Source organism: Variovorax paradoxus (assembly GCF_902712855.1).
GTDB classification, from domain to species: domain Bacteria; phylum Pseudomonadota; class Gammaproteobacteria; order Burkholderiales; family Burkholderiaceae_C; genus Variovorax; species Variovorax paradoxus_Q.
In genome coordinates, this window is sequence record NZ_LR743507.1 from 108,793 (window position 1) to 132,018 (window position 23,226).

23 protein-coding genes and 1 pseudogene are annotated in these 23,226 nt (G+C 69.2%); 15 read left to right on the forward strand and 9 right to left on the reverse strand.

Features of this window, described 5'->3' with window-relative positions:
* Window positions 1-46 precede the first annotated feature (46 nt).
* A complete protein-coding gene (locus tag AACL56_RS00540; protein ID WP_339087899.1) occupies window positions 47-739 on the reverse strand; it encodes a hypothetical protein in 693 nt (230 codons plus the stop codon).
* Window positions 736-2,772 carry a molecular chaperone HtpG gene (gene htpG, locus AACL56_RS00545; protein WP_339087900.1) on the reverse strand — a complete coding sequence of 679 codons (2,037 nt, stop codon included), beginning with the start codon at window positions 2,770-2,772 and terminating at the stop codon, window positions 736-738. The genes AACL56_RS00540 and htpG overlap by 4 nt, the downstream gene beginning before the upstream one ends.
* 385 nt (window positions 2,773-3,157) lie before the next feature.
* Between htpG and AACL56_RS00550 the strand changes: the two genes are divergently transcribed.
* The 7 genes from AACL56_RS00550 (at window position 3,158) to AACL56_RS00580 (ending at window position 9,274) form a co-directional block, all read left to right on the forward strand.
* A complete protein-coding gene (locus tag AACL56_RS00550) occupies window positions 3,158-5,359 on the forward strand; it encodes a hypothetical protein (RefSeq protein ID WP_339087901.1) in 2,202 nt (733 codons plus the stop codon).
* 91 nt (window positions 5,360-5,450) lie between these two features.
* Window positions 5,451-6,062 (forward strand): hypothetical protein, encoded by a 612-nt coding sequence (locus AACL56_RS00555; protein ID WP_339087902.1) that lies wholly within the window; start codon window positions 5,451-5,453, stop codon window positions 6,060-6,062.
* On the forward strand, window positions 6,055-6,651 hold the full coding sequence (locus tag AACL56_RS00560; RefSeq protein WP_339087903.1) for a hypothetical protein: 597 nt from the start codon (window positions 6,055-6,057) through the stop codon (window positions 6,649-6,651). The genes AACL56_RS00555 and AACL56_RS00560 overlap by 8 nt, the downstream gene beginning before the upstream one ends.
* Entirely contained in the window at window positions 6,648-7,166 is a 519-nt protein-coding gene (locus tag AACL56_RS00565; RefSeq protein ID WP_339087904.1) for a hypothetical protein, read from the forward strand. Before AACL56_RS00560 ends, AACL56_RS00565 begins: the two co-directional genes overlap by 4 nt.
* Complete coding sequence (locus AACL56_RS00570; RefSeq protein ID WP_339087905.1) at window positions 7,163-7,981, forward strand: hypothetical protein; 819 nt, start codon at window positions 7,163-7,165, stop codon at window positions 7,979-7,981. The genes AACL56_RS00565 and AACL56_RS00570 overlap by 4 nt, the downstream gene beginning before the upstream one ends.
* Entirely contained in the window at window positions 7,981-8,631 is a 651-nt protein-coding gene (locus AACL56_RS00575; RefSeq protein ID WP_339087906.1) for a hypothetical protein, read from the forward strand. Before AACL56_RS00570 ends, AACL56_RS00575 begins: the two co-directional genes overlap by 1 nt.
* A 211-nt stretch (window positions 8,632-8,842) precedes the next feature.
* On the forward strand, window positions 8,843-9,274 hold the full coding sequence (locus AACL56_RS00580) for a DUF3761 domain-containing protein (RefSeq protein ID WP_339092774.1): 432 nt from the start codon (window positions 8,843-8,845) through the stop codon (window positions 9,272-9,274).
* A 231-nt stretch (window positions 9,275-9,505) separates the two neighbouring features.
* On the opposite strand, the gene AACL56_RS00585 is transcribed toward AACL56_RS00580, so the two are convergent.
* Window positions 9,506-10,546: an ABC transporter substrate-binding protein gene (locus tag AACL56_RS00585; RefSeq protein WP_339087907.1), complete on the reverse strand. Its 1,041-nt coding sequence runs from the start codon at window positions 10,544-10,546 to the stop codon at window positions 9,506-9,508.
* Window positions 10,547-10,726: 180 nt separating this feature from the next.
* Window positions 10,727-11,065 (reverse strand): hypothetical protein, encoded by a 339-nt coding sequence (locus AACL56_RS00590; protein ID WP_339087908.1) that lies wholly within the window; start codon window positions 11,063-11,065, stop codon window positions 10,727-10,729.
* Between the two features lie 204 nt (window positions 11,066-11,269).
* Between AACL56_RS00590 and AACL56_RS00595 the strand changes: the two genes are divergently transcribed.
* Window positions 11,270-11,950 (forward strand): hypothetical protein, encoded by a 681-nt coding sequence (locus AACL56_RS00595; RefSeq protein ID WP_339087909.1) that lies wholly within the window; start codon window positions 11,270-11,272, stop codon window positions 11,948-11,950.
* 25 nt (window positions 11,951-11,975) lie between these two features.
* Here the strand turns inward: AACL56_RS00595 and AACL56_RS00600 are convergent, their stop codons facing one another.
* From AACL56_RS00600 to AACL56_RS00610, 3 genes are all read right to left on the reverse strand, one after another.
* The gene (locus tag AACL56_RS00600; protein WP_339087910.1) at window positions 11,976-13,358 is read right to left on the reverse strand and encodes a sensor histidine kinase; all 1,383 of its coding nucleotides are present in this window, start codon (window positions 13,356-13,358) and stop codon (window positions 11,976-11,978) included.
* Between the two features lie 115 nt (window positions 13,359-13,473).
* Entirely contained in the window at window positions 13,474-14,130 is a 657-nt protein-coding gene (locus AACL56_RS00605) for a response regulator (protein WP_339087911.1), read from the reverse strand.
* Window positions 14,131-14,235: 105 nt separating this feature from the next.
* Window positions 14,236-15,069, reverse strand: coding sequence for a pseudouridine synthase (locus AACL56_RS00610; RefSeq protein ID WP_339087912.1), 834 nt, complete (start codon window positions 15,067-15,069; stop codon window positions 14,236-14,238).
* A gap of 93 nt (window positions 15,070-15,162) precedes the next feature.
* Here AACL56_RS00610 and AACL56_RS00615 point away from each other — a divergent pair, with 93 nt between their 5' ends.
* From AACL56_RS00615 to AACL56_RS00640, 6 genes are all read left to right on the forward strand, one after another.
* Window positions 15,163-16,251: a bifunctional nicotinamide-nucleotide adenylyltransferase/Nudix hydroxylase gene (locus AACL56_RS00615; RefSeq protein ID WP_339087913.1), complete on the forward strand. Its 1,089-nt coding sequence runs from the start codon at window positions 15,163-15,165 to the stop codon at window positions 16,249-16,251.
* Window positions 16,252-16,315: 64 nt separating this feature from the next.
* On the forward strand, window positions 16,316-17,761 hold the full coding sequence (locus AACL56_RS00620) for a nicotinate phosphoribosyltransferase (protein WP_339087914.1): 1,446 nt from the start codon (window positions 16,316-16,318) through the stop codon (window positions 17,759-17,761).
* 230 nt (window positions 17,762-17,991) lie between these two features.
* Window positions 17,992-19,158 (forward strand): MGDG synthase family glycosyltransferase, encoded by a 1,167-nt coding sequence (locus tag AACL56_RS00625; protein ID WP_339087915.1) that lies wholly within the window; start codon window positions 17,992-17,994, stop codon window positions 19,156-19,158.
* Window positions 19,155-19,646, forward strand: coding sequence for a hypothetical protein (locus AACL56_RS00630; protein WP_339087916.1), 492 nt, complete (start codon window positions 19,155-19,157; stop codon window positions 19,644-19,646). Before AACL56_RS00625 ends, AACL56_RS00630 begins: the two co-directional genes overlap by 4 nt.
* 2 nt (window positions 19,647-19,648) lie before the next feature.
* A complete protein-coding gene (locus AACL56_RS00635) occupies window positions 19,649-20,215 on the forward strand; it encodes a tyrosine-protein phosphatase (RefSeq protein WP_339087917.1) in 567 nt (188 codons plus the stop codon).
* Between the two features lie 84 nt (window positions 20,216-20,299).
* Complete coding sequence (locus AACL56_RS00640; protein ID WP_339087918.1) at window positions 20,300-21,430, forward strand: zinc-binding dehydrogenase; 1,131 nt, start codon at window positions 20,300-20,302, stop codon at window positions 21,428-21,430.
* A gap of 82 nt (window positions 21,431-21,512) precedes the next feature.
* Here the strand turns inward: AACL56_RS00640 and AACL56_RS00645 are convergent.
* A pseudogene (locus AACL56_RS00645) lies at window positions 21,513-21,707 on the reverse strand (hypothetical protein); the annotation flags it as partial.
* A 376-nt stretch (window positions 21,708-22,083) separates the two neighbouring features.
* On the opposite strand from AACL56_RS00645, the gene AACL56_RS00650 reads away from it, so the two are divergent.
* The gene (locus tag AACL56_RS00650) at window positions 22,084-22,524 is read left to right on the forward strand and encodes a hypothetical protein (protein ID WP_339087919.1); all 441 of its coding nucleotides are present in this window, start codon (window positions 22,084-22,086) and stop codon (window positions 22,522-22,524) included.
* Between the two features lie 2 nt (window positions 22,525-22,526).
* On the opposite strand, the gene kdpE is transcribed toward AACL56_RS00650, so the two are convergent.
* Window positions 22,527-23,225, reverse strand: coding sequence for a two-component system response regulator KdpE (gene kdpE / locus AACL56_RS00655; RefSeq protein ID WP_339087920.1), 699 nt, complete (start codon window positions 23,223-23,225; stop codon window positions 22,527-22,529).
* Between the last annotated feature and the right edge of the window lies 1 nt (window position 23,226).

Below are 23,226 nucleotides of genomic sequence, written 5' to 3' on the forward strand. Positions count from 1 at the left end.
AGCCTCGCGCCGGTCCGCGGCGCGGATGATGGAAGGGGCGCGTCCATCAGGGCGCGACAGGATTGCCAGGCGTGCCGGCTTCCCGGGCCGACGCCGCGGCGGCAGCCACGGGCGGCGAGCGATAGGTGACATTCACCGCCGGTGCCGCAGGCTCGGGCGGCGGACGCGTGATCTTGACGAGCGGAGCCCTTGCCGGGGTTGCCGCACGGGTTGCACGTGCGGCATTCGCCGCCGGAGGTGCCGGGGGAGCTGCAGGCGGCGCGGCGGAAGCCACGGGCTCGATCGGCGTGAACGGCGCCGCGGGCGTCGAATAGCGCACGGGAGCAGGACCTTGCGACGCAGCCGCCGATGCAACCGGTGCGGCCGAAGCTGCCGGTGCGACGACGTTGCCGGGCGCCACCGGCGCCGCGGCCACGATGCCGGCCGCAGGCGCGGCCTTCGGGTCGTAGAGCACCGCGCCCTTGCTGACGCCGGTGGAGATCGGCCCCACGCCGACGCCCACGCCGGCCGAGCCGGACACCAGGCCGCCGTTGTTCACCGCCACGCCCGCGCCGAGCGGGCCGAAGCCGGTGTTCAGACCGACCGAAAAATTGCCGTCCCTGGTGGCGCCCAGCCCCAGCGAGAGCCCGGGCGCCAGCGGAATGCCGATGTGATAGTGCGAACAGCCGCCCGTCATCAGCAGCAGCAACCCCGCCGAGGCGAGGGCCGCACCACGGATGACGCGCGGCCGCGGACTCACACCAGCAGCGCGTTGACGCGCCTCACGTAGGCCGCCGGGTCGGCCGGCAGGCCGCCTTCGGCCAGCAGCGCCTGGTCGAACAGGATGTTGGCGAGGTCGTCGAAGTGCGCGGAGCCTTCGAGCTTCTTCACCAGCGGGTGCTCGGCGTTCACCTCGAGCACGGGCTTGAGCTCGGGCGCGGGCTGGCCGGCCTGCTTGAGCATGCGCGCGAGCTGCGTGCTCATGCCGCCGTCCTGCACCACGAGGCAGGCGGGCGAATCGACCAGGCGGGTGGTGACGCGCACGTCCTCGGCCTTGTCCTTCAACGCTTCCTTGAGCTTCTCGAGCATCGGCTTGAACGATTCGGCGGCCTCCTCGGCAGCCTTCTTCTCGGCGTCGTCCTGCAGCTTGCCCAGGTCGACCGCGCCCTTGGCCACGCTCTGCAGCGGCGTGCCGTCGAACTCGTTGAGGTAGTTCAGCGCCCACTCGTCGACGCGGTCGGTCATGAGCAGCACCTCGATGCCCTTCTTCTTGAAGACCTCGAGCTGCGGGCTGTTCTTCGCGGCGGCGAGCGTGTCGGCCGTGATGTAGTAGATCGCGTCCTGGCCTTCCTTCATGCGGGCCTTGTAGTCCGCGAAGCTCACGCTCACCGTGTCGGTGGTCGTGGAGGCGTAGCGCAGCAGCTTGGCGATGCGGTCACGGTTGCCGAAGTCCTCGCCCAGGCCTTCCTTGAGCACCGAGCCGAACTCGGCATAGAACCGGGCGTACTTGCCGGACTCGTCGGCGGCCGCCACCGCAGCCTCCGCGGCGGTCGGCGCGTTCTTGTCGACCACGTCGGTCACAGCCTCCGTCGGATCGGGCGCGGGCACCGATTCGCCCGAGCCCACGTCGATCTTGCCTTCGCCGCTTTCAGGGCCGGTCTTCTGCTTCTTCGCGAGGTCTTCCAGCATGCCGAGCACGCGCTTGGTGCTGCCTTCGCGGATCGCCTTCACGTCGCGGCTTTCCTGCAGCAGCTCGCGGCTCACGTTCAGCGGCAGGTCGGCCGAGTCGATCACGCCCTTCACGAAGCGCAGGTAGCTGGGCATCAGCGCCTCGGCGTCGTCCATGATGAAGACGCGCTTCACGTACAGCTTCACGCCCGCGCTCTTCTCGCGGTTCCACAGGTCGAACGGCGCCTTCGCCGGGATGTAGAGCAGCTGCGTGTATTCGGTGCTGCCTTCCACGCGGTTGTGGCTCCAGGCCAGCGGCGCCTCGAAGTCGTGGCTGATGCTCTTGTAGAACTCTTCGTACTGCTCGGTGGTGATGTCCTTCTTGGGGCGGCTCCACAGGGCGTTGGCCTTGTTGATGGTTTCCCATTCGCCGGTCTTCACCATGTCGCCGGGCTGGTCGTTCTCGCCGTCCTTCCACTCTTCCTTTTCCATCAGGATGGGCAGGGAGATGTGGTCCGAGTACTTGCCGACGATCTGCTTGATCTTCCAGGCATTGAGGTATTCGTCGGCATCGTCGCGCAGGTGCAGCGTGATGCTGGTGCCGCGCGCAGCGCGCGTGATGTCGGCCACCTCGAAGTCGCCCGCGCCGCCGCTGGCCCAGCGCACGCCCTGCTCCGCCGGCAGGCCCGCGCGGCGCGATTCGACCGTGATGCGGTCGGCCACGATGAAGCCCGAATAGAAGCCCACGCCGAACTGGCCGATGAGCTGCGCGTCGGCCTTCTGGTCGCCGCTGAGCTTGCTCATGAAGTCCTTGGTACCGCTCTTGGCGATGGTGCCGAGGTTGTCGATGGCCTCCTGGCGCGACAGGCCGATGCCCTTGTCGGTGATGGTGATGGTGCGCGCGGCCTTGTCGAAGCTCAGGCGCACGTCGAGTTCGGGCTGGTCTTCGTACAGCTCGGGATGGTCGAGCGCCTCGAAGCGCAGCTTGTCGCAGGCGTCGGACGCGTTCGAGATCAGCTCGCGCAGGAAGATTTCCTTGTTCGAGTACAGCGCATGCGTGACGAGGTGCAGCAGTTGCGCGACTTCGGCCTGGAACGGGAGTTTGGTATTGGAGGAGTCAGCCATGGAATGAGAAATGTCGAAGCCAAAAAATTCTAAGTCGGCAAGGCGTCCGTGCAGTGACGCCGCACCAACTTCCTGAAGTGTTCCTGAAGTGGGGAAGACCTTCGACTTCATCAAGGTGCCGATGAATCCGAAAGGCTTCGATTCTGAGCACGACCTGCGCGAAAAAACCAACGCACTCCGACGAGGTAACCCTTCGAGACATCAAAAGTTACCATAGATGACAAATCTGAAATATCCTGATCCTTGATTCGAAACAGGGCTCCACCGCCCGGGACAACAGGGATGTCTTTGGATGATTCGAGTGACGCTGTGGACAGCGGCCGGGCCCGCCGGCACGCGGTGGCGCCCGACGCTCGCGCACATGTGGATCGGATGCGCGACGGCCTTGGCAGGATGTCCATGCGCGCAGGCCCAGACCGCCGCGCCGTCGAAGAACAACACAGCGGCCGCGGCCGCACCGGTCGTGGCTGACGCGCGCATCGAACCCATCGACCGCGCGCAGGCGGAGCAGGCGCGCCTGAAGGCGCTCATCGACGCCGCTCCCAAGGGCTACGAAGACCGCTTCATGAACCCGGACACCGGCACGGCAGAAGCCGATGCCAGTCCTGAAGCCGAGCAGCCGCATGGCTTTCGCGCCTGGCTGGTGGAAAGCCGCATCGGCTTCGGCGACGCCACCAGTACCGGCTTCGGCCGCCAGCGCGCCAGCGAGTTCGGCCAGCGCTTTGAATACCGCCGCGAGACGCTGAACTACGGCGAGTTCGTGCTGCAGGCCGATGCGCGCCACCTGAGCGGCGACAGCTTCCTGAGCGGCGGCGGCATCGGCTCGCTGGGCTATGCGCGCGAGGCCACCAGCGGCCGCTTCACGCTGCGCAACCTCGGCTTCCCGCTCACCGCGCAGACCTTCGCCGACACCGCGGTGGGCGACATCTACAGCGAGCTCACCGACGGCCTCTCGCGCAACTACCGGCTTTCCCTGGGCTCGACCACGGTGCGCGGCGCATCGACGCGCATCTTCAATTCCGACATCGACGTGCGCGCGGGCTTCGGCGAGCGCGGCAACCTCGCTGGCGGGCCCTACCCGGGCTTCGAGAAGAGCCAGGGCACGCTGGGCTGGCTGGGCGTGACGCGGCGGCTGGGCGAGCCGTGGTTCGCGTCGTTCCAGCTCGACCAGGCGCGCGACGTGCCGGCCTACTACTTCGACCCCGTCACCGCGCAGGGCTTCGGCCGCAAGGACGTGACGAGCTGGGCCACCTCGATCGGCTACGGCCGCGAGCCGCTGCGCGACGGCGACGTGCGCGCGCGCGCCACGCTGGTGGGCAGCCGCACGAGTTCGCCGACGCCGGGCGTGGCCACGGGCAGCTCGAACGGCCTCTTCCTGGAAGCCGGCGCGCGCACCGGCGCCTGGCGGCACGAGGCCGGCGTGTACGCGGCGCGGCCCAACCTGTACTTCGGCGACTACCCGCTGGCCACCGGCACGCGCGGCGCCTACTGGCGCATCGACCGCAGCGACAGCCGCCTGAACTGGGGCGCCGCGCTCGACTTCGAGCGCGCGGCGCCGAACGAGAGCTTCAACCTGTTCGGCTACCGCCGCGCCGGCGTGAGCGGCAACTTCCAGTATCTGCTGGACCGCAACAGCTCGTTCGGCGGCAGCCTGAACCTGATGCAGACGCGCTACGAAGGCACCGCGGCCGGCGCGACTTCACAGGCGTCGAGTCAAGGCAGCCGCTTCCGGAGCCTCTACGCCGACGCCTTCTACCAGACGCGCTTCTTCGACTGGCCGCGCAGCCGCTTCAACCTCTCGGTGCGGCGCAACGAGGCGATCGTGCTCGGCGACGGCACTGCCACGGGCGAAGAACTGCAATGGGAGCAGGACTGGATCGGCGGGCGCTTCGAGACGCTGCGCCCCGAGCTCACCACCACCATCGGCTATGCGCGCGACCGGAGCAACGGCAGCACGCGCAACTACCCCACCGCCGGCGTGCAGTTCCGCTTCTGGCTGGACGACGGTTTCAGCGTGACCGGCAACCTGCGCTACACCTCGCAGCACGGCGGCCTCTACACGAGCCGCGGCCTGTCGGGCACCGTCAGCGCCGAGAAGAATCTTGCGCCCGGCTGGCGCGCCGGCATCGCCGCCAACCTGAACCAGGCGCGCGCCACCAGCGTGCCGGTGGCGCTCAACACGCCGGCGCTCTTTCGCACCAGCGACAAGACGGTGTACGTCTACCTGCGCTGGGAAGGCTCCGGCGGCTCGGCCTACCAGGCCGTGGGCGCGCGCACCGGCAGCGCGGGCAGCGGCAGCGTGGCGGGGCGCGTGTTCTACGACACCAACAACGACGGCGAAGCGCAGATCGGCGAAGGCGGCGTCGCCAACGTCGAGGTGCTGCTCGACGGCCGCTACCGCGCGGTGACCGACCGCGACGGCCGTTTCGAATTCCCGCAGGTGACCACCGGCCGCCACCAGCTCACGCTCACCTCCGAGACCGTGCCGCTGCCCTGGGGACCGGCGCGCGATGCGGGCGCGAGCGTCGACGTGCCGCTGCGCGGCCAGGCCAGCGCGGCGATCCCCGTGACCAGGGTGGGGCAATGACGGCGACGCCCGCCGCCGCTGCCCTGCCGCCTCCATGTTCCGTTCGAGGTTCTGTTCCGCTTTCTTTCAACGCAACGCAAAGGAAACCGAGATGAGACATCACACGAAACTGCTGACTGCCGCCGCCGGCGCGGCCCTCGCGCTGGCCGCCGGCGTGGCGCTGGCCGAGAGCCAGTACGGCTACGGGACCGGCACGCCCGCCGTGACGGCACAGGCCCACCTCAACCTGAGCGTGACCGTGCCGAAGCTCATCCTGCTTCGCGTGGGCACCCAGACCGGCACCGGCGACTCGCTGAACTGGACCGCGCCGATCACCTGGGCCACCGCCCCGGCGATCACGCCCGGCAACAACCAGGCCGCCAACTGGGACGGCACCGCCCCCACGCTCGGCACCGTGACCAACCCCGCGGCGGTGCCGGTCTCGGCATGGACCAACAGTTCGGGCGGCGGCTCGCTGAGCTACACGGCCAGCGCCTTCGCGCCCACGGGCGGCCCCGCGCTCACCAATATCGGCGTGACCTCGGGCGCGGGCCTGGCGCACCCCGGCGGCGCCACGCTGGTGGCCACCGGTGCGGCACCGAGCACCTTCGTGCCGTCAACCGTCGCGACCGGCACCTGGACGTTCTCGCTGACCGGCTCGACCCTCACCTGGGCGCCCGGCACCTACACGACCACCATCACCTACACCGCGACCAGTGTCTGAACTGCTGCGCGCGGCGGTGGCGGTCGCGCTCCTGGCCGGCGTGGCACCGCGCGCGGATGCGGTCTTCACCTATGCGCCCACCAGTTCGGCCGCCTACGGCATCACCCTGCAGGTGGGCTCGGCGGTGGCCATCGACGAGGTGGTGTTCAACGCCACCGGCACCAACGCGGGCCTGGCGACGGGCACGGCCATTGCCGGTTCGCAGCCGATCACGATCCGCGTGAGCCCGGCGCGGCCGGCGCGGCTGCTGGTGGAGAACCGCCCCGTGACCCTCACCGCCACCGTGCCGGTGGGACTCACCTGCACCACCGCGCCCACCTGCAGCGCCACGGTGATCCCGTTCAACCAGATCAGCTGGGTGTCGACCAACGCCACCAATCCCGCCGAGGGCGACATCCAGAGCGGCACCTTCGTGGGCGGCAGCACGCAGACGCTCGCCAGCTTCGACGGCGCCACGGCGACCGTCCTGCTGGTCAACGGCGACACGCGCTTCATGTCGAACACGCTGAACTTCCGCTACGCCAACACCACGGTGTACCCGGCCGGCAGCTACAGCGGCACGGTGCGCTTCACGGCGACGATGCTGTGACGACGACCCTGCACGCCGCGCGCACCACCACCGCCGCCGCCCTGCTGGCGGGAATGGCCGCCGCGCCCGGTCCGGCCATGGCGCTGGTCGAGCGGCTCGACGACTCGGCCTCGCCGAGCGCGCAGGTGCGCGCGCAGGAAGACAACACGCCCATCACCGCGCCGGGCCCGGCCACCTCGCCCATCGTGCGGATCGACTTCGGCCGCGTGCACTACCGGCTGGCCACGGCGCGCTATGTCGGGCGGCAGGCGCGCATCTACTACGTGCTGCCGATGGGCATTCCCGGCCTGCGCTCGCCCGCAGGCCTGCAGGTGAGCTGGCGCACCAACGGCCTGTTCTCGAGCGGCAGCGGCCGCCCCGGCGACCGCGTGCCGGTGTGGACCGGCCAGGTGCGCGACGCGTGGATGACCGAGGCGCTCGACCTCACGTGGCAGGTCGACGCGCGCGAGGTGCGCCTGTCGCGCGGCATGCCGCTGGGCTTCGAGGCCTACTTCGAGATCGAGACACTGCCATGAGACTGCTTCGCACCTTCGCCCTCCTCGCCGCCGCGCTGACCGGCGTCTTCGCCGGCATGCCGGCATCGGCCGCGCCCTTCGAGATCGCGATCATGCCGTCGCGCTTCGAGCTCGCCGCCAAGAGCGGCGCGCGGCTGGGCCAGACGCTGGACATCCACAACGTGGGCACCACCGTCACCGAGGTGTCGGTGCGCACGCTCGACTGGAGCTACTCGCCCGAGGGCGAGATCTCGTACCTCGACGCGCTGCAGCCCGGCAGCTGCCGCCCGTGGGTGCTGCTGGAGCGCAAGACGGTGAAGGTGCCCGCGCGCGGCAAGGCGGGCTTCCGCTTCCAGATCGAACCGCCGGCCGATGCACCGCGCGGCGAGTGCCGCTTCATGCTGGCCATCGAGGGCGTGGAGCCGGCCTACCGCGCCGCCGTGGGCCAGGGCGGCGCGAGCCTGAGCCTGCCCGTCACCGGTCGCATCGCGGTGGCGGTGTACGTGCTGGTGAACGGCGCCGAACCCAGACTGGCGCTGAGCCAGGCCGGCATGCGCGAGTTGCACGGCCGGCGCACGCCGTACGTGACGGTCAGCAACACCGGCGACGCGCACGGCCGGCTCGACGGCAGCCTCGACGCGACCGACGCCGCCGGCAAGCGCTTCGAGATGGTGCCCGAGGGCACGCCCGTGATGCCGGGCCAGACGCGGCTGATCGCGCTGCAGCCCAAGGCCTCCGCCGACGGCCAGGCGCCCGCGCCGGTGTATCCGCTGAAGGCCAGCGGCACGCTCGACTGGGAGAAGGGCGGCTTCAAGGTCAACGCGGAGTTCCGCTGATGCGCAACGGGCGCGGCCCCTTCGCGGCTGTCGCCCCGCTGTGCGCCGCTGCGCTGGTGGCCGCAGCCCACGCGCCGGTGCGCGCCGGCACGGCCACCACCACCGGCCTGGGCGTGCCGGCTTCGACCGACCTGAAGTTCACCATCAACATCGACAAGTTCGTGTTCTTCCGGCTCGGCGACGGCGCCTGGCCCGCGGTGAACGGCACCGTCAACACCGCGGCCTTCACGCTTGCGCCCACCATTCCCGGCGGGCCGACCTCGCCGGTCACGGGCAACAACACCGCCGCCAACTGGAACGGCGGCGCGCCCGTGCTGGCGGTGTCGCCCGCGGCCGGCGTCAAGCTGGCGGTGGAGGTGCGCAGCAACGGCGGGCAGGTGGCGCTGCGCGCCACCGCGAGCACGCCGCTGACGAGCGGCAGCAACACCATCCCGATGTCGGAGATCACCATCGCGAGCGACGACGCCACCCTGCCCGCGCCGCCGATTCCCAATGCGGGCGCGGGCACCACGGTGAACGTCACGCCCACCAGCTTCGGCACGCTCGTCACCCAGCGCGCCGCCAACTGGACCTTCTCGTACGCCAACCTCACGAGCCGCCCGGCCGGGCTCTACACCGGGCAGGTCACCTTCACTGCCAGTTCGCCCTGAAGCGGACGGAAACCGCACCGACCGCAGGAAGGCGCAGGAAGCCGCAAGAACGGCCTTGCGGCACGCCAAGTCAGCTGGCGCTGGGATCGCGCTCCAAAGCTGCGGGGTGGAACCTTTTCCTCACCTCCAGGAGCTTTCCGAAATGACCAAGACCCACCGCGCACGCTGGATCGCCGCCGCCTGCCTCGGCTTCGCCGCCCTTGCCGCACAGATGCAGGCGCAGGCCCAGGTGCCCGCCGACGCGCCCGCCGGCACCACCGTGCAGTGCAAGGACGGCAGCTATGCCTCGCCCGACGCCAAGGCAGGCGCCTGCCGTGGCCACAAGGGCATCAAGACCTGGTACGGCAAGGACGCCGCTGCTGCACCGGCCGCGGCCGTGGAAACCCAGTCGGCCAGCGTCGGCAAGACCGGCGTGGCCCCCAGCACCGGCACCGCCACCCGCACGCCCGGCTCGCCCGACCTGACGCAGATGGCCGCCGCGCCGGGCGGCGGCGCGGGCAAGGTATGGGCCAACGACGAGACCAAGGTTTACCACTGCATGGGCGACCGCTACTACGGCAAGACGAAGAAGGGCGAGTACCTGAGCGAGGCCGATGCCAAGGCCAGGGGCCTGCACGCCTCGCACGGCAAGGCATGTGGCTAGCTAGGCTCTCCCCCAGGCTTCGCGCACTTCGTGTCGCTGCGCCAACCCCCTGCCGGGGGCAACACAAGAGGCCCGGCAAAGCCGGTTCCTCGGCGTTTCTGGACTCGCCCCCAGGATGCGCGCACTTCGTGTCGCTTCTCCTTCCCCCTACCGGGGGCAACACCAGAGGCCCGGCAAAGCCGGTTCCCCGGTGTTTCGCGAAAAGGGCCGCGCGTCTTTCGGTCTATTCGTCTACCGCGGCAACGACTCGACTTCCTTGGTCCAGCGGTCGATGAGGCGCTTGCGCTCGGCGGCCTTGCCGTACTTCTCGAAGTCGTACCTGATGAGCTTCACGTCGGCCATCGACGGAATGCGTGGGTCGGGCTTGAAGGTCTTGTTGGCCGGCGACTGCAGGCTGCCGGCCTTCGCACCGATCGACTGGCCCGCGGGGCTCATGAGCCAGTCGTAGTAGCGCTTCGCGTTGTCCTGGTTGCGCGCGCCCTTCACGAGCGCGATGCCGCCGATCTCGTAGCCCGTGCCCTCGCAGGGCGCGGCGGTCCTGACCGGGAATTTGTCGAAGCGCCACTTCTCGAAGCCGAAGATGAAGCTCACGCCGATCGCCACCTCGCCCTTGGCCACGTCGGGCGCCTGCGCCTGGCCGCTGCGGGTGTAGCTGGTGACGTTCCTGTGCAGCTTCTTCAGGTAGTCGAAGGCCTGCTCCTCGCCCATCTGCTGCACCAGCCCCGCGATGATGGTGTAGGCCGTGCCGCTGGTGGCGGGGTGCGAGATCTCGATCTCGCCCTTGTACTCGGGCTTGACCAGGTCGGCCCAGCACTTCGGCTCGGCCAGCTTCTTTTTCTTCAGCAGGTCGGTGTTGAAGCCGAAGCCCATCGCGCTCGTGTAGAAGCCGCCCACCATGTTCTGCGACAGCGCGTACTGGCGCACCGCCCAGTCGTGCAGGTCGTTGATGTAAGCCGGCCGGTAAGGCTCCAGCAGGCCCTGTTCGGCCGCCTGCAGGAACGGGTCGCCGGTGCCGCCCCACCAGATGTCGGTCTTCGGGTTGGCGGCCTCGGCACGGAGCTGCGCGCCGATCTCGCCGGTGCCCTTGTGGGCCTGAAGCACCCTGATGCCGGTCTCGCGCGTGAAGGCCGTGGCCGCCGCCTCGCACCAGCCGGCATCGGTGCTGCACAGCGCGTTCACCGTACCCTGCGCGGCGGCGTTCGATGCGCCGAGCGCGGACATCGCGGAAAGGCCGGCAACAGCGGCAAGGCGTCGGAAGGCAGGGTGGGGCATGCGCGGTTCTCCTCGTTAGTCGAGTCCGCAGGATAGCCCCGCACCTTGCGTACGGAACACCGGGTTTTCAGCGTGCTGCCGGCAGCGGCGGCACTTCACGCAAGTGCCCTGCGCAGACACGCAGGCGGGCGCGGCGATCTGCCGCGCCCGCCTTGCAACTTCGATGAGGAGCGACGGGCCTCAGCTGCCCGTGCCCGACTTCACCATCGGCAGCGAAGTCGATTGCCCGATCGGCTCGGTGCCGGTGGGATGAGACGCCGCGAAGGCGCCCTTCTCGATGTCGGCCACCGGCATCGTCGAGCTCATGGCCGACGCGCTGGTGGACTGGCCGATCGGCTCCGTGCCCGAGGGGCGCGCCGCGGCCATCGCGCCGGCCTGGACCTCGGCGCTCTCGGGCGAGTTCATCTGCAGCGGATGGAAGTCCGAGCCGTCCATCTTCTCGGCAGATGCAGTGGCCGCGCCCATGGCTGCCAGCGCAGCGAAGGAACCGACGGCGAGAAGCTTGAAGGAAGTGCGCATGGTGTGTGTTCTCCTGGATTCAGGTTGTCTCCGGTCACGTGCCATCGAGCGGACTGCGCGGGGCAGGACCTGGGTGCACTCTAGGCACGCACACTGAGGTGGATGTGAGCGAAGAGTTAGCGGCGGGTGAGTGATCGCGTGGCCGGTTCGAGACGCAGAACGTAAGATGCCGTTACCCCAGGTTGCCCACGAAGGAGCCGGCCCTTGTCACGTTCCATTCCGCAGATCACGGCCTTGCTCGCTCCCTCTTTCGCAGGCGCTCGCAAGCCCTTCCAGCAATATGTCGACAAGGTCACGCTGCTCGAGCTTTATCGCGCATACATGGCACTGACCGCGGCCACGCTGACCCAGCTCGCCGCCGCCTTCTTCCCCGAGCAGCTGAAGCTCCTGCTGCGCGACCTCACGCAGCAGGAGCTGGGGCATCTCGGCGGCATGAACCTCGCCACGCGGCAATCGCTCGGCCAGATGAACGGGCCGTGGGTGAAGGCGATGCTGCGCATCCTCAATGCCCCGCCGCCCACCGTGTTCGCAGACTTCCAGCTCGGCGCGGTGCCGCCCGCCTATGTGGTGAATGCCAACGGCGCACTCGAGCAGACATCGACGCAGCCCGCCCTCCAGAACACGGTGCTCACCGAACGCACCGCAGCGGCCATCGCCTCGCGGAACCTGATCTTCGACGTGGCCGGAAACTGTGTCGCCGAAATCAACTTCGCCAACCATGGCGGCACGGCGGTGTCGGGCCACGCGCACGTCTATCCGGTCGCCTGCGTGCCGCTCACGGGCCACCACGGCATGGGCACGCCGCACGTCGACATGGCCGACTATCCCCCCGCGTGGCGCACGCTCCCCGGAGGGGTCAATCCGGGCACCCCGCTCGGCACCTGAGCAAGCGGCGCGGTGCGCCCGATGCTCAGGGCGTCGGCGGCAGATGCACGCGCGCCATCAGTCCGGGCCCGTCCTCGCGGTTGTGCAGCTCGATGCGCAAGCCGTGCCGCTGCGCCGCTGTGCGCGCGATCGCCAGGCCCAGGCCGCTGCCGCCTGCCGCGGCGCCCGGCACGCGGAAGAAGCGGTCGAACACGCGGCCGATGACGGCCTGCGGAATGCCGGGGCCGTTGTCGAGCACGTCGACCACCGCATGGCCCTCGAACGTGTGCAGCTTCACGTCGACCACGCCGCCTTCCGGCGCATAGCGCAGTGCGTTGTCGATGAGGTTGTCGAACACGCTGCGCAGTTCGGCAGCCGGCGCGAAGACCACGGCGCTCGTGCGGTCCGGGCCTTCGAAGCCGATGTCCACGCGTCGGGCATCGGCCAGCACCATCAGCTGGCTCACGCTCTCGCGGAGCAGCACCTCGATGTCGACCCGCTCGCGCGCGTCGTTGCCCTGCGGCGCGTCCTGCCGCGACAGATGCAGCAGCTGCTCGATGAGATGCTGTGCGCGGGTGACGCCGGCCTCGAGCTGGTTGAAGCGCTCGGTGGCCTCGCCGGCAGGCACGTGCGCGCGCAGGTTCTCGATCTGCAGGCCGATGGCGGCCATGGGCGTGCGCAGTTCGTGCGCCGCGTCCTGCACGAAGCGGCGCTGCGTGGCGAACGCGCTGCGCACGCGCGACAGCAGGTTGTTGAAGGCGCCCACCAGCGGCGCGATCTCGTCGGGCACGCGCGCCAGCGACAGCTCGGTGGGGCTGCGCTCGTCCTGCGATGCGACGTCGCGCGCCACCCCGCGCAGCGAGCGCGAGGCGGCCGACACGATGATCCACAGGATCAGCAGCGCCAGCGGCAGCAGCAGCGTGATCGGCAGGCCTTCGAGCAGCGCACGGCGCAGGGCGCGGCGGCGGCGGTAGTCCTCGTTCTGCAGCACCTGCACGCGCGGCTGGTCGGCGCGCGGGCCGGGCTCGGCGGTGAACACGCGCCAGGCCGAGCCCGCGTGCGCGCCGGTGTTGATGTCTCTGAAGCCGGCCGGCTCTTGCAGCGGCACCGTCAGCACCGGCCACGAGGTGGCGCGCAGCGTGCGGCCGTCGGCGCTCCAGATCTGCACGATGAAAGCGCCGCGCGAGAAGGCGGCCTCGCCGTCCATCGGCACGGGCAGCTTCTGCGGATCGCTGCCCGCGTACGACTCGGCCACCAGCCGCATCTGGTCGTCCAGCGCGTTGTGCACGAGGTTGCCGTAGGCCACGAACGAGAACCACGCCGTGAGCACGGCCGCGCCCAGGTGCAGCGTGATGAGCCACAGCAGCAGTTGCGTGCGCAGCGATCGCGGCCGCCACCAGCGGCCCTTGCCGCGCGAAGCCCCCTTCATTGGCAGTGCAGCCCGGCTGCCTGTTGGCGGAACAGCGGGGAACCGGCTTTGCCGGGCCCCCGGCGGCGGCAAGAAGAAACGACGCGAAGCGCGCGAAGCCTGGGGGCGTGCATCATCACGCGGCGACCCGCCACCCCAGGCCGCGAACGTTGCGGATCGCGTCGGCGCCCAGCTTGCGGCGCATGCCGTGGATGAGCACGTCGATGGCGTTGCTGGTCACTTCCTCGCCCCAGCCGTAGATGCGGTTCTCGAGCTGCTCGCGCGAGAGGATCGCGCCGGGCCGCTCCAGCAGCGCGTGCAGCAGCGCGAACTCGCGCGCGGTGAGCGCCTCGCGTTCGCCGTCGACCAGCACCTCGCGCGTGGTCAGGTCGAGCTGCAACGCGCCGCCGCCGACCAGCGAATGCGCAGCACCGTCGCGGCGGCGCACGATGGCGCGCATGCGCGCCAGCAGTTCGCGGAACTCGAAGGGCTTGAGCAGGTAGTCGTCGGCACCGAGGTCGAGGCTGTGGATGCGGTCGTCGAGCCCGTCGCGCGCGGTGAGCACCAGCACCGGGGTGGCATCGCCGCGTTCGCGGGCGCGCCGCAGCACCTCGGTACCGTCCTGGCGCGGCAGGCCGAGGTCGAGCAACACGCAGGTGTAGCCGCCGTCGCCCAGCGCGCTCTGCGCCAGCTCGCCGTCGCGCACCCAGTCCGCGGACCAGCCCGCGCCCTCGAGCGCCTGCTTCAGGCTGCGCCCGATCATTTCATCGTCTTCCACCAACAGTACCCGCATGGCGGCGTCTCCTTCGGCCGCAAGGTAGCACGCGAACGGGATGATCGGAAGCGCCTGCGCCGTGGCGCAGCGTAGCGGCGCAAACTTAAGGCAAGCTGATCCGGCTCAGAACTTCTCGTGCGGCGCCAGGTAGCGCCACTGCCCCACCGGCAGGTTGCCCAGCATCACCTTGCCGATGCGCACGCGCTTGAGTCCCACCACCTTCAGGCCGACCAGTTCGCACATGCGGCGGATCTGCCGCTTCTTGCCTTCGGTGAGCACGAAGCGAAGCTGCTCTGGGTTCTGCCACTCGACGCGCGCCGGCTTGAGCGCCTGGCCGTCGAGGCTCAGGCCGTGGCGCAGCTTCGCCAGCATGGCCGGCGGAAACACGGCCTGCACGTTGGTGGTGACCGGGTCGTCGTCGTCCATGCGCACCAGCTGGCCGGTGGGCGCGGGCTGGCCCAGGCCGTGATAGGCCACGCGCACGAGGTATTCCTTTTCCATCACCGAGTCTTCGCCGATGAGCTGGCGCGCGATGCGCCCGTCCTGCGTCATCACCAGCAGCCCGATGGAGTCGATGTCGAGCCGGCCGCAGGGCGCGAGGCCGCGCAGCTGCTGCGGGCTGAAGAAGAAGCGTGCGTTGTCTTCGGCCCAGCGGTTCTGCGGCGTGAACAGCGTCACCGCCGGCTCGTGCCCGTCCTCGGCCTGTCCGCTCACATAGCCGATGGGCTTGTTGATGAGGATGGTGACCTGGTTGGCCTGCTGGCCCTTGGCCGCCCTGTCGACCTCGATGCGGTCCGACGGCGTGACCTTCACACCCATCTCGGCCGGCTTGCCGTTCACCTTCACCCAGCCGTTGGCGATCCACTCGTCGGCCTCGCGGCGCGAGCACATCCTGAGCTCGGCCATGCGCTTGTTGAGGCGCACGGGCGCGTTGGGGGAAGTGGAGGGCTCGGTCATCGGAGGCTTGCGTAGGGCTTGATCAATGTGCGGCACCGATGCTATCCTGAACGCAGGCGAGAGTTGATCTCGCTCTTTTTGGGGGATTCCCAAGTGACCACATCAAGCACTCAGACTGCACGCAAGTTTCAATACGCCATCGTCATCGGGCGTTTCCAACCCGTCCATTTCGGACACCAGCGACTCATCGAAGAAGGCCTTCGCGCCGCCGATCGGGTCATCGTGGTGGTCGGCTCCGACCGCAAGCCACGCAGCGTCAAGAACCCCTTCACCTTCGACGAACGCGAGCGCATGGTGCGCGCCTGCCTGCGCGGCACCGAGCAGATGCGCGTGAGCGTGGTCGGCGTGGGCGATTCGCCCTACAACGACCAGATCTGGATCGCGTCGATCCAGTCGGCGGTCGAACGGCTCATCGTGCAGGACGGCCATGCCCCGGCCAATGCCAGGGTGGCGCTGGTGGGCCACCTGAAGGACGCATCGAGCTACTACCTCAAGCTCTTCCCGCACTGGGAGTTCGTCGGCCAGAGCAGCGTGGAGAGCCTGAACGCCACCGACGTGCGCAGCCTCTACTTCGACCCCGAGAACCGCGGGCAGCTCGCGCGCGCCGACCTGCCCGACGGCACGGCCGCCTTTCTCGACCAGTTCACGCGCACCGCCGACTACGCCGAGCTCTGCGAAGAGCGCGCCTTCCTGGTGGACTACCGCGACAAGTACCGCTACGCCGGCAGCAGCTTTCCACCGATCTACACCACGGTCGACGCCATCGTGGTCGAGGCCGGCCACATCCTGCTGGTGCAGCGCAAGTTCCATCCCGGCAAGGGCACCTGGGCACTGCCCGGCGGCTTCGTCGGCCAGCACGAGCGGCTGCAGGACGCGGCCATCCGCGAGCTGAAGGAAGAAACCCGCCTGAAGGTGCCCGTGCCCGTGCTCAACGGCAGCATGAAGGCCAACCACGTGTTCGATGCGCCCGACCGCTCGCAGCGCGGCCGCACCATCACGCACGGCTTCTTCTTCGAGCTGGCGCACAACCAGTGGACGGGCCTGTCGGACGTGCGCGCCGACGACGACGCGGCCGCGGTGCGCTGGGTGCCCATCGCCGAGTTCCTCGATATGCAGGACCGCATCTACGAGGACCACTTCTTCATCGCGAATCATTTTTTGGGTGGCCTGGGCAAGAACTGAACGACCCGGCTTTTTCAGCAAGAACGGCCCCGGTTGACGGGGCCACAGTGAAAGGAGCTTTCACATGAACCGCAATCTCACCTCCACGCCCCTGGGCAACAACCTGCTGCTTCGCACCGACTCCTACAAGGTGTCGCACTGGATGCAGTACCCGCCCGGCACGCAGACGGTGTACAGCTACATCGAATCGCGCGGCGGCATCTTCAGCCACTCGCTGTTCTTCGGCCTGCAGGCCTACCTGCGCGAGTACCTGCAGACGCCTGTGACGCTCGAGGACGTCGAAGAGGCCGCGGCGCTCATGGCCGTGCACGGCGAGCCCTTCAACCGCGAAGGCTGGCTGCGGCTGATCGAGAAGCACGGCGGGCTGATGCCGGTGCGCATCCGCGCGGTGCCCGAGGGCAGCGTCACGCCGGTGCACAACGTGCTGGCCACCATCGAGAACACCGACCCCGAGTTCTTCTGGGTGACGAGCTTCCTCGAGACCGAATTGCTGCGCGCCATCTGGTACCCGACCACGGTGGCCACGCTGTCGGCCGCGGCGCGCACCACGCTGCTGCGCTACCTCGAGGCGACCTGCGACGATCCGCAGGGCCAGATCGCGTTCCGCCTGCACGACTTCGGCGCGCGCGGCGTGTCCAGCCTCGAATCGGCCGCACTCGGCGGCATGGCGCACCTGGTGAACTTCATGGGCACCGACACGCTGGCCGCGCTGGTGGCGGCGCGACGCTACTACGACTGCGACGTGGCGGGCTTCTCGATTCCCGCGGCCGAACACAGCACCATCACGGGCTGGGGCCGCGACCACGAGGCCGACGCCTACAGCAACATGGTCGACCAGTTCGGCAAGGCCGGCGCGACCTTCGCCGTGGTGAGCGACAGCTACGACATCTTCAACGCCTGCGCGCGCATCTGGGGCGACGAGCTCAAGGCGAAGGTGGTGGCCTCGGGCGCCACACTGGTGGTGCGGCCCGACTCGGGCGACCCGGCCGAGACCACGCTCAAAGTGGCGCAGATCCTGGCCGAGCGCTTCGGCACCACGACCAATGCCAAGGGCTTCCGCGTGCTGAACAACGTGCGCATCATCCAGGGCGACGGCGTCAACCTCGACTCGCTGCGGCTGTGCCTGTCGAACTTCTTCCACAACGGCTTCTCGACGGAGAACATCTCCTTCGGCATGGGCGGCGGGCTGCTGCAGCAGGTCAACCGCGACACCATGCAATGGGCCATGAAGTGCTCGGCGATGCAGGTGAACGGCGAATGGCGCGACGTCTACAAGTCGCCGGTGGGGGACGTGAGCAAGGCATCGAAGAAGGGCCGCCTTGCGCTGGTGCGCGGCGCGGGTGGCATCGAGAACACGGTGCGCGAGGAGACGCTTGCACCAGGGCAACTCGACATGCTGCAGACGGTGTTCGAGAACGGGCGCATCGTCGAGAACACGACCTTCGAGGCTGTTCGGGCACGGGCTGCCGAAGGAGTGAACCAGTTCATCACTTCGCGGGCGCCGCTCTGAAAGGCTGTCCGCAGTTCACGGCGAGCGCGCAGGCCGCCGGGTGCGTCCCTCCCCGAACGTTCCCCGGCCTGCGGCCTCCTCCTTGTTCCGCTGCGGGAAGCACCCGACACGCTGCGCGCTGCGAACGCTGCCGGCCGGCGGCCGATCAACGGCCAATGCTGACAACGATCGCGCCGCGAATCCGGTACTGCCATGTGCCGTCGCCATAATCCGCGCAACTCCCGGATTTCATGACCAAACTCCTGATCCTCAGCGTGAGCGCCGGCAACGGCCACGTGCGTGCTGCACAGGCGCTTGCCGCCACCGCCCAGTCCCTCGTCCCGCCCTGCACCGCGGTCCACATCGACGCCATGGCCCATGTGGCCGGCGGCTTCCGCAAGGTCTACACCGACTGGTACATCCAGCTCGTGAACCGCGCACCCGAGCTGTGGTCGTACCTGCACCAACGCACCGACAGCACGCCGCACCACGCGCCTTCGCAGCGCCTGCGCCGCGGCATCGAGCGGCTGAGCACCGGGGCGCTTCTGAAGGAGATTCGCCGCGAGAAGCCCGATGCGGTGATCTGCACGCACTTTCTTCCGGCCGAACTGCTGATGCGCGAACGCAACCGCGGTCGCATCGACTACCCGGTGTGGCTGCAGATCACCGACTACGACCTGCACAACATGTGGCTCGTGCCGGGCATGGCGGGCTATCTCGCGGCGACGGAGGAAGTGGCGTTCCGCCTGCGGGCGCGCGGCATTCCGGCGGACCGCATCCATGTAACGGGCATCCCGGTGATGCCGGCCTTCTCCGAACCCGGCGCGCCGGCGCTGTCGCGCGATGCCTGCGCGGCGGAACTCGGCCTCGACCCCGCGCGGCCGGTGCTGCTGATGGCTTCGGGCGGCGCGGGTGTGGGCGACCTCGCGAGCATGGTCGAACGCGTGCTCGGCCTCGGCGGCCATGACGGCAAGCCGGGCAACTTCCAGGTAATCGCCGTGGCGGGCCGCAACGCGGACGCGCACGGCAAGCTCGAGGCACTGGCCCGGCGACACCCGGGCCGCGTAGTGGCCATCGGCTTCACCAACGAAATGCACAAGATGATGGCCGCGGCCGATCTCGTCGTGACCAAGCCCGGCGGCCTCACGGTGTCGGAGTGCCTGGCGCTGGGCAAGCCGATGCTGCTGATCTCGCCGATCCCGGGGCAGGAAGAACACAACGCCGGCTTCCTGATGGAAGAAGGCGCCGCCTGGCTCGCCTACGACGCCATCGGCCTCGACTACAAGGTCGCGCGCCTGATGGCCGATCCGCCCAAGCTCGCGAACATGGCCGCGCGCAGCCGCACACTGGGCAAGCCGCAGGCCGCGCGCGCGGTGCTGCAGCATGTGCTGGGCGCCACGACGGACGCATCGCCATGAGCGGCGCCGTCGAAAAGACCGGCGTGGGCCGCACGCTCGGCTACCTCGCATGGGTGGTCGTCATGGCCTACTTCTTCGCCAACGCCGAGATCCAGATCGAAGGCGGTGCAGGCTGGGCCACGTCGCTGCCGACATGGCGCATCGAGAACAGCATCTGGCTCGACCTGTTCTGGGGCGGCCGCGCGATGACCGGCTACCACGCGTGGGTGTTCACTTTCATGGCGCTGGTGTTCTTCTCGCCGCTGGCCTTCAACGGCCGGTGCACGTGGCGCGACGTCGGTCTGGCGGTGGTCGGCCTGATCGTGTTCTGGGTGTGCGAGGACTTCCTGTGGTTCATCATCAACCCGGCTTTCGGCTGGGCGCGCTTCAACCCGGTCGATGCGTTCTGGCACAAGCACTGGGTGTGGGGCGCACCCGTCGACTATTGGGGCGGCCTCGCGGTGGCGCTGCTGATCCTGGTGGTACGCCACCGGCGGCGCAGGAAGTGACGATGACGGGCAGGAAGAAGCACCGCCACGGCGAAGAGAACGACGGCGATCCGCGCCCCGGCCACTGGGCCGACCCGCTCGATGCGCTGCAGGTCGAGAACCTGCACCGCATCACGCCCACGCTGTACCGCAGCGCGCAGCCGCGGCGCGCCAACATTGCCGCGCTGCAGCAGCTGGGCATCCGCACGGTGGTGAGCCTGCGTTCCTTCAACGACGACCGCAAGGTGTTCGCCGGCAGCGGCATCCGGCTGGTGCGCGTGCCCATCAACACCTGGTCGATCGACGACGCCAAGGTGCTGCGCGCGCTCGTCGCCATCCGCGAGGCCGAGAAGCACGGCCCCGTGCTGATCCACTGCATGCACGGCGCGGACCGCACCGGCGTGGTGGCGGCGGTCTACCGCATGACGGTGCAGGACTGGGACAAGGACAGCGCGCGCCACGAGATGCTGCGCGGCGGCTACGGCTACCACACGCTGTGGCGCAACATCCCGCGCTACATCGAGCGGCTCGACCCCCTGAAGATGCGCCACGCGCTGGCCCATGCGCCGGCCATTCCCCAGGTGTCCTGAAGGCGCCTGCAGCTTTCGCAACGCGCTCCTATACTGGCCGCCCCGTGGCCACAGGCCATCTGCGAACCTGCCGAAAGGGCTTCCATGGCACTGCAAATCCGCTCCCTCGTTCGCGCCAACGGCGAACTCGAACTCTCGCTGCACGACGACCCGATCCCCGAGCCGCAGGCGCACGAGGTGGTGATCCGCATCGAGGCCTCGCCGCTGAACCCGTCCGATCTCGGCCTGCTGTTCGGCGCCGCCGACATGGCCACCGCCAAGGCCTCCGGCACCGCCGGGCGCCCGGTCGTCACCGCCACCGTGCCCGAGCGCGCGCGCCCTGCGATGGCGGCGCGGCTCGACCAGTCGATGCCCGTCGGCAACGAAGGCGCGGGCGTGGTGGTCAAGGCCGGCTCGTCACCCGAAGCGCAGGCGCTGCTCGGCAAGACCGTGGCCGCCATCGGCGGCGCGATGTACTCGCAGTACCGCGCCGTCGCCGCGGCGCAGTGCATGGAACTGCCCACCGGCACCACCGCCGCCGAAGGCGCCTCGTGCTTCGTCAACCCGCTCACCTCGCTCGGCATGGTCGAGACCATGCGCATGGAAGGACACAAGGCGCTGGTGCACACCGCCGCAGCGTCCAACCTCGGGCAGATGCTCAACAGGATCTGCCAGAAGGACGGCATCGCGCTGGTGAACATCGTGCGCAAGCAGGAGCAGGAAGACCTGCTGCGCGGCCTCGGCGCGAAGTACGTGTGCAACGCCAGCGCGCCGACCTTCCTCGAGGACCTGACGCAGGCGCTGGTCGAGACCGGCGCCACGCTGGCCTTCGACGCCACCGGCGGCGGCAAGCTCGCGGGGCAGATCCTCGGCTGCATGGAAGCCGCGCTGAACCGCACCGCCAAGGAATACAGCCGCTACGGTTCCACCACGCACAAGCAGGTCTACATCTACGGCGGCCTCGACCGCAGCCCGACCGAGTTCGTGCGCAACTTCGGCATGGCCTGGGGCATGGGCGGATGGCTGCTGTTCCCGTTCCTCGGCAAGCTCGGCGACGAAGGCACGAAGCGCCTCAAGGCCCGCGTGGTCGCGGAACTGAAGACCACGTTCGCGAGCAAATACACGCGCGAGGTGTCGCTGGTCGAAATGCTGCAGCTCGACGCGATCGGGGTGTACGGCAAGCAGGCGACGGGCGAGAAGTTCCTGCTGAATCCGAACAAGGGCGTGGCGGCCTGAACCTGCGCCCCGCGCGGGGCGCGATCCCGCCGATGCAACAAAAAAAAGGGCGGCCCTTGCGGACCGCCCTTTCACATGGCCATCAGCTCTTCATGAGCGTGGCCGCTCCACTCGCAGGCGCCACCGCGTAGTGGTCGAACTGCATCGTGTACTGCGCACGGCCCGAAGACAGCGCGCGCAGGTTGCCGATGTAGCCGAACATCTCCTTCAGCGGCACATGCGCTTCGATGACGGCGGCGTTGCCGCGCACCGTCTGCCCGCGGACCATGGCGTGTTGTGCGATGGAGCGAGGAAAAAACAAAACCCCGGAGGGACGAGGCCTGCCGGGGTTTTTCTGTACCGGAAGGCAACGCCTTCCGAACGCAATGGCGCGATCGAGGGCGTGTCAGGTGGCGACGAGGCCTGCTTCGATGGCTTGCGTGAATTTCATGATGGCGCGGATTGTGTCGGCTTGCTGTGTCGGAGGCAAGCCGCGCGCCGGGCCCTGTGGGCCGGATGCGACGCGACGTGCGTTGGCACGTCGACCCTCTGCGCATGGCGGTGCGCAACGCGAGGCTCCCCGGCGCAGCGCGGCATCCGTCACCGTTGCGTCAAACTGCCGACGCGGCGCACGGGTGTAATGGCCCGCACGTTCAACCGCCAGAGGACAACAGATGGGAATACTTTCGGATTTCTTCGTCGCGACTCCCGAGGAGGCATTGCGCTACGCCAACCGCATCGAGGAGCCCGACGAGGGCGACGAGATCGAGGAACTGCTCGACCCCGTGCAGTACAAGCGCTTCACCGATCTCGAGATCACCACGCTCTGGGCGATCCTGGAAGGCAGCGACTGGGACGTCGACCGGCACGCGCTCGAGTACATCGAGATCGGCGAGGACAACGAAGCGTGGCTCAACCGCTTTCCCGACGAGCTGACGACGCTGCTGGCCCGCCTCGAACCCGAATCGCAGGCCGCCGTGCTGGAAGCTTGGGCGGGCACCGAAGAACTGGCATGCGATCCGGCCGAGCTGCAGCCCGTGGTGGACGACCTGCAGCGGCTCGCGAGCGAGGCAGCCGCCAGCGAGAAGTCGGTGTACCTGTGGGGCTGCCTCTGACCCTAGACCACCAGACGGTAGCCCACCGCCGTCTCGGTCAGCAGATGCCGCGGCTGTGCCGGATCGGCCTCGAGCTTCTGCCGCAGATGACCCATGTAGATGCGAAGGTAGTGGCTCTGGTCCGTGTGCGACGGGCCCCACACCTCGCGCAGCAACTGGCGCTGGGTGAGCACGCGGCCCGCGTTCGCCACCAGCACCGACAGCAGCCGGTACTCGGTGGGCGTCAGGTGCACCTCGGCGCCCGCGCGGCGCACCAGGCGCGCGGCGCGGTCGAGCTCGATCTCGCCGAAACGGAAGACCGCCTCGGCCGGCTCGTCGCCGCCGCCGCCCGCGGCGCGCGGGCGGCGGAGGTTGGCGCGGACGCGCGCCAGCAGTTCGCCGGTGCCGAAGGGCTTGGTGAGGTAGTCATCGGCGCCGGCATCGAGCGCGGCGATCTTGTCGGCCTCGTCGCTGCGCGCGGACAGCACGATGATCGGCACCGCCGACCAGCCGCGCACGTCGCGGATCAGCGAGACGCCGTCGCCGTCGGGCAGGCCGAGATCGAGCACCAGCAGGTCGGGCTGGCGCGTGCCGGCCGCGGCCAGGCCGTCGCGCAACGTGCCGGACTCGTGCACGAGCCAGCCTTCGGCCTCGAGCGCGCCGCGCACGAAGCGGCGGATCTGCGGCTCGTCCTCGATCACGATGGCGGTGGGCTGGGGCATG

What these genes read in the sequence shown, in the direction of transcription:
- AACL56_RS00580 (WP_339092774.1), top strand. Translation starts at nt 8,843, where the DNA reads ATGCAGGCGCAGGCCCAGGTGCCCGCCGACGCGCCCGCCGGCACCACC.
- AACL56_RS00590 (WP_339087908.1), bottom strand. Translation starts at nt 11,065, where the DNA reads ATGCGCACTTCCTTCAAGCTTCTCGCCGTCGGTTCCTTCGCTGCGCTG.
- AACL56_RS00610 (WP_339087912.1), bottom strand. Translation starts at nt 15,069, where the DNA reads ATGACCGAGCCCTCCACTTCCCCCAACGCGCCCGTGCGCCTCAACAAG.
- AACL56_RS00625 (WP_339087915.1), top strand. Translation starts at nt 17,992, where the DNA reads ATGACCAAACTCCTGATCCTCAGCGTGAGCGCCGGCAACGGCCACGTG.
- AACL56_RS00600 (WP_339087910.1), bottom strand. Translation starts at nt 13,358, where the DNA reads ATGAAGGGGGCTTCGCGCGGCAAGGGCCGCTGGTGGCGGCCGCGATCG.
- AACL56_RS00575 (WP_339087906.1), top strand. Translation starts at nt 7,981, where the DNA reads ATGCGCAACGGGCGCGGCCCCTTCGCGGCTGTCGCCCCGCTGTGCGCC.
- AACL56_RS00555 (WP_339087902.1), top strand. Translation starts at nt 5,451, where the DNA reads ATGAGACATCACACGAAACTGCTGACTGCCGCCGCCGGCGCGGCCCTC.
- AACL56_RS00620 (WP_339087914.1), top strand. Translation starts at nt 16,316, where the DNA reads ATGAACCGCAATCTCACCTCCACGCCCCTGGGCAACAACCTGCTGCTT.
- AACL56_RS00635 (WP_339087917.1), top strand. Translation starts at nt 19,649, where the DNA reads ATGACGGGCAGGAAGAAGCACCGCCACGGCGAAGAGAACGACGGCGAT.
- htpG (WP_339087900.1), bottom strand. Translation starts at nt 2,772, where the DNA reads ATGGCTGACTCCTCCAATACCAAACTCCCGTTCCAGGCCGAAGTCGCG.
- AACL56_RS00630 (WP_339087916.1), top strand. Translation starts at nt 19,155, where the DNA reads ATGAGCGGCGCCGTCGAAAAGACCGGCGTGGGCCGCACGCTCGGCTAC.
- AACL56_RS00585 (WP_339087907.1), bottom strand. Translation starts at nt 10,546, where the DNA reads ATGCCCCACCCTGCCTTCCGACGCCTTGCCGCTGTTGCCGGCCTTTCC.
- AACL56_RS00640 (WP_339087918.1), top strand. Translation starts at nt 20,300, where the DNA reads ATGGCACTGCAAATCCGCTCCCTCGTTCGCGCCAACGGCGAACTCGAA.
- AACL56_RS00650 (WP_339087919.1), top strand. Translation starts at nt 22,084, where the DNA reads ATGGGAATACTTTCGGATTTCTTCGTCGCGACTCCCGAGGAGGCATTG.
- kdpE (WP_339087920.1), bottom strand. Translation starts at nt 23,225, where the DNA reads ATGCCCCAGCCCACCGCCATCGTGATCGAGGACGAGCCGCAGATCCGC.
- AACL56_RS00570 (WP_339087905.1), top strand. Translation starts at nt 7,163, where the DNA reads ATGAGACTGCTTCGCACCTTCGCCCTCCTCGCCGCCGCGCTGACCGGC.
- AACL56_RS00605 (WP_339087911.1), bottom strand. Translation starts at nt 14,130, where the DNA reads ATGCGGGTACTGTTGGTGGAAGACGATGAAATGATCGGGCGCAGCCTG.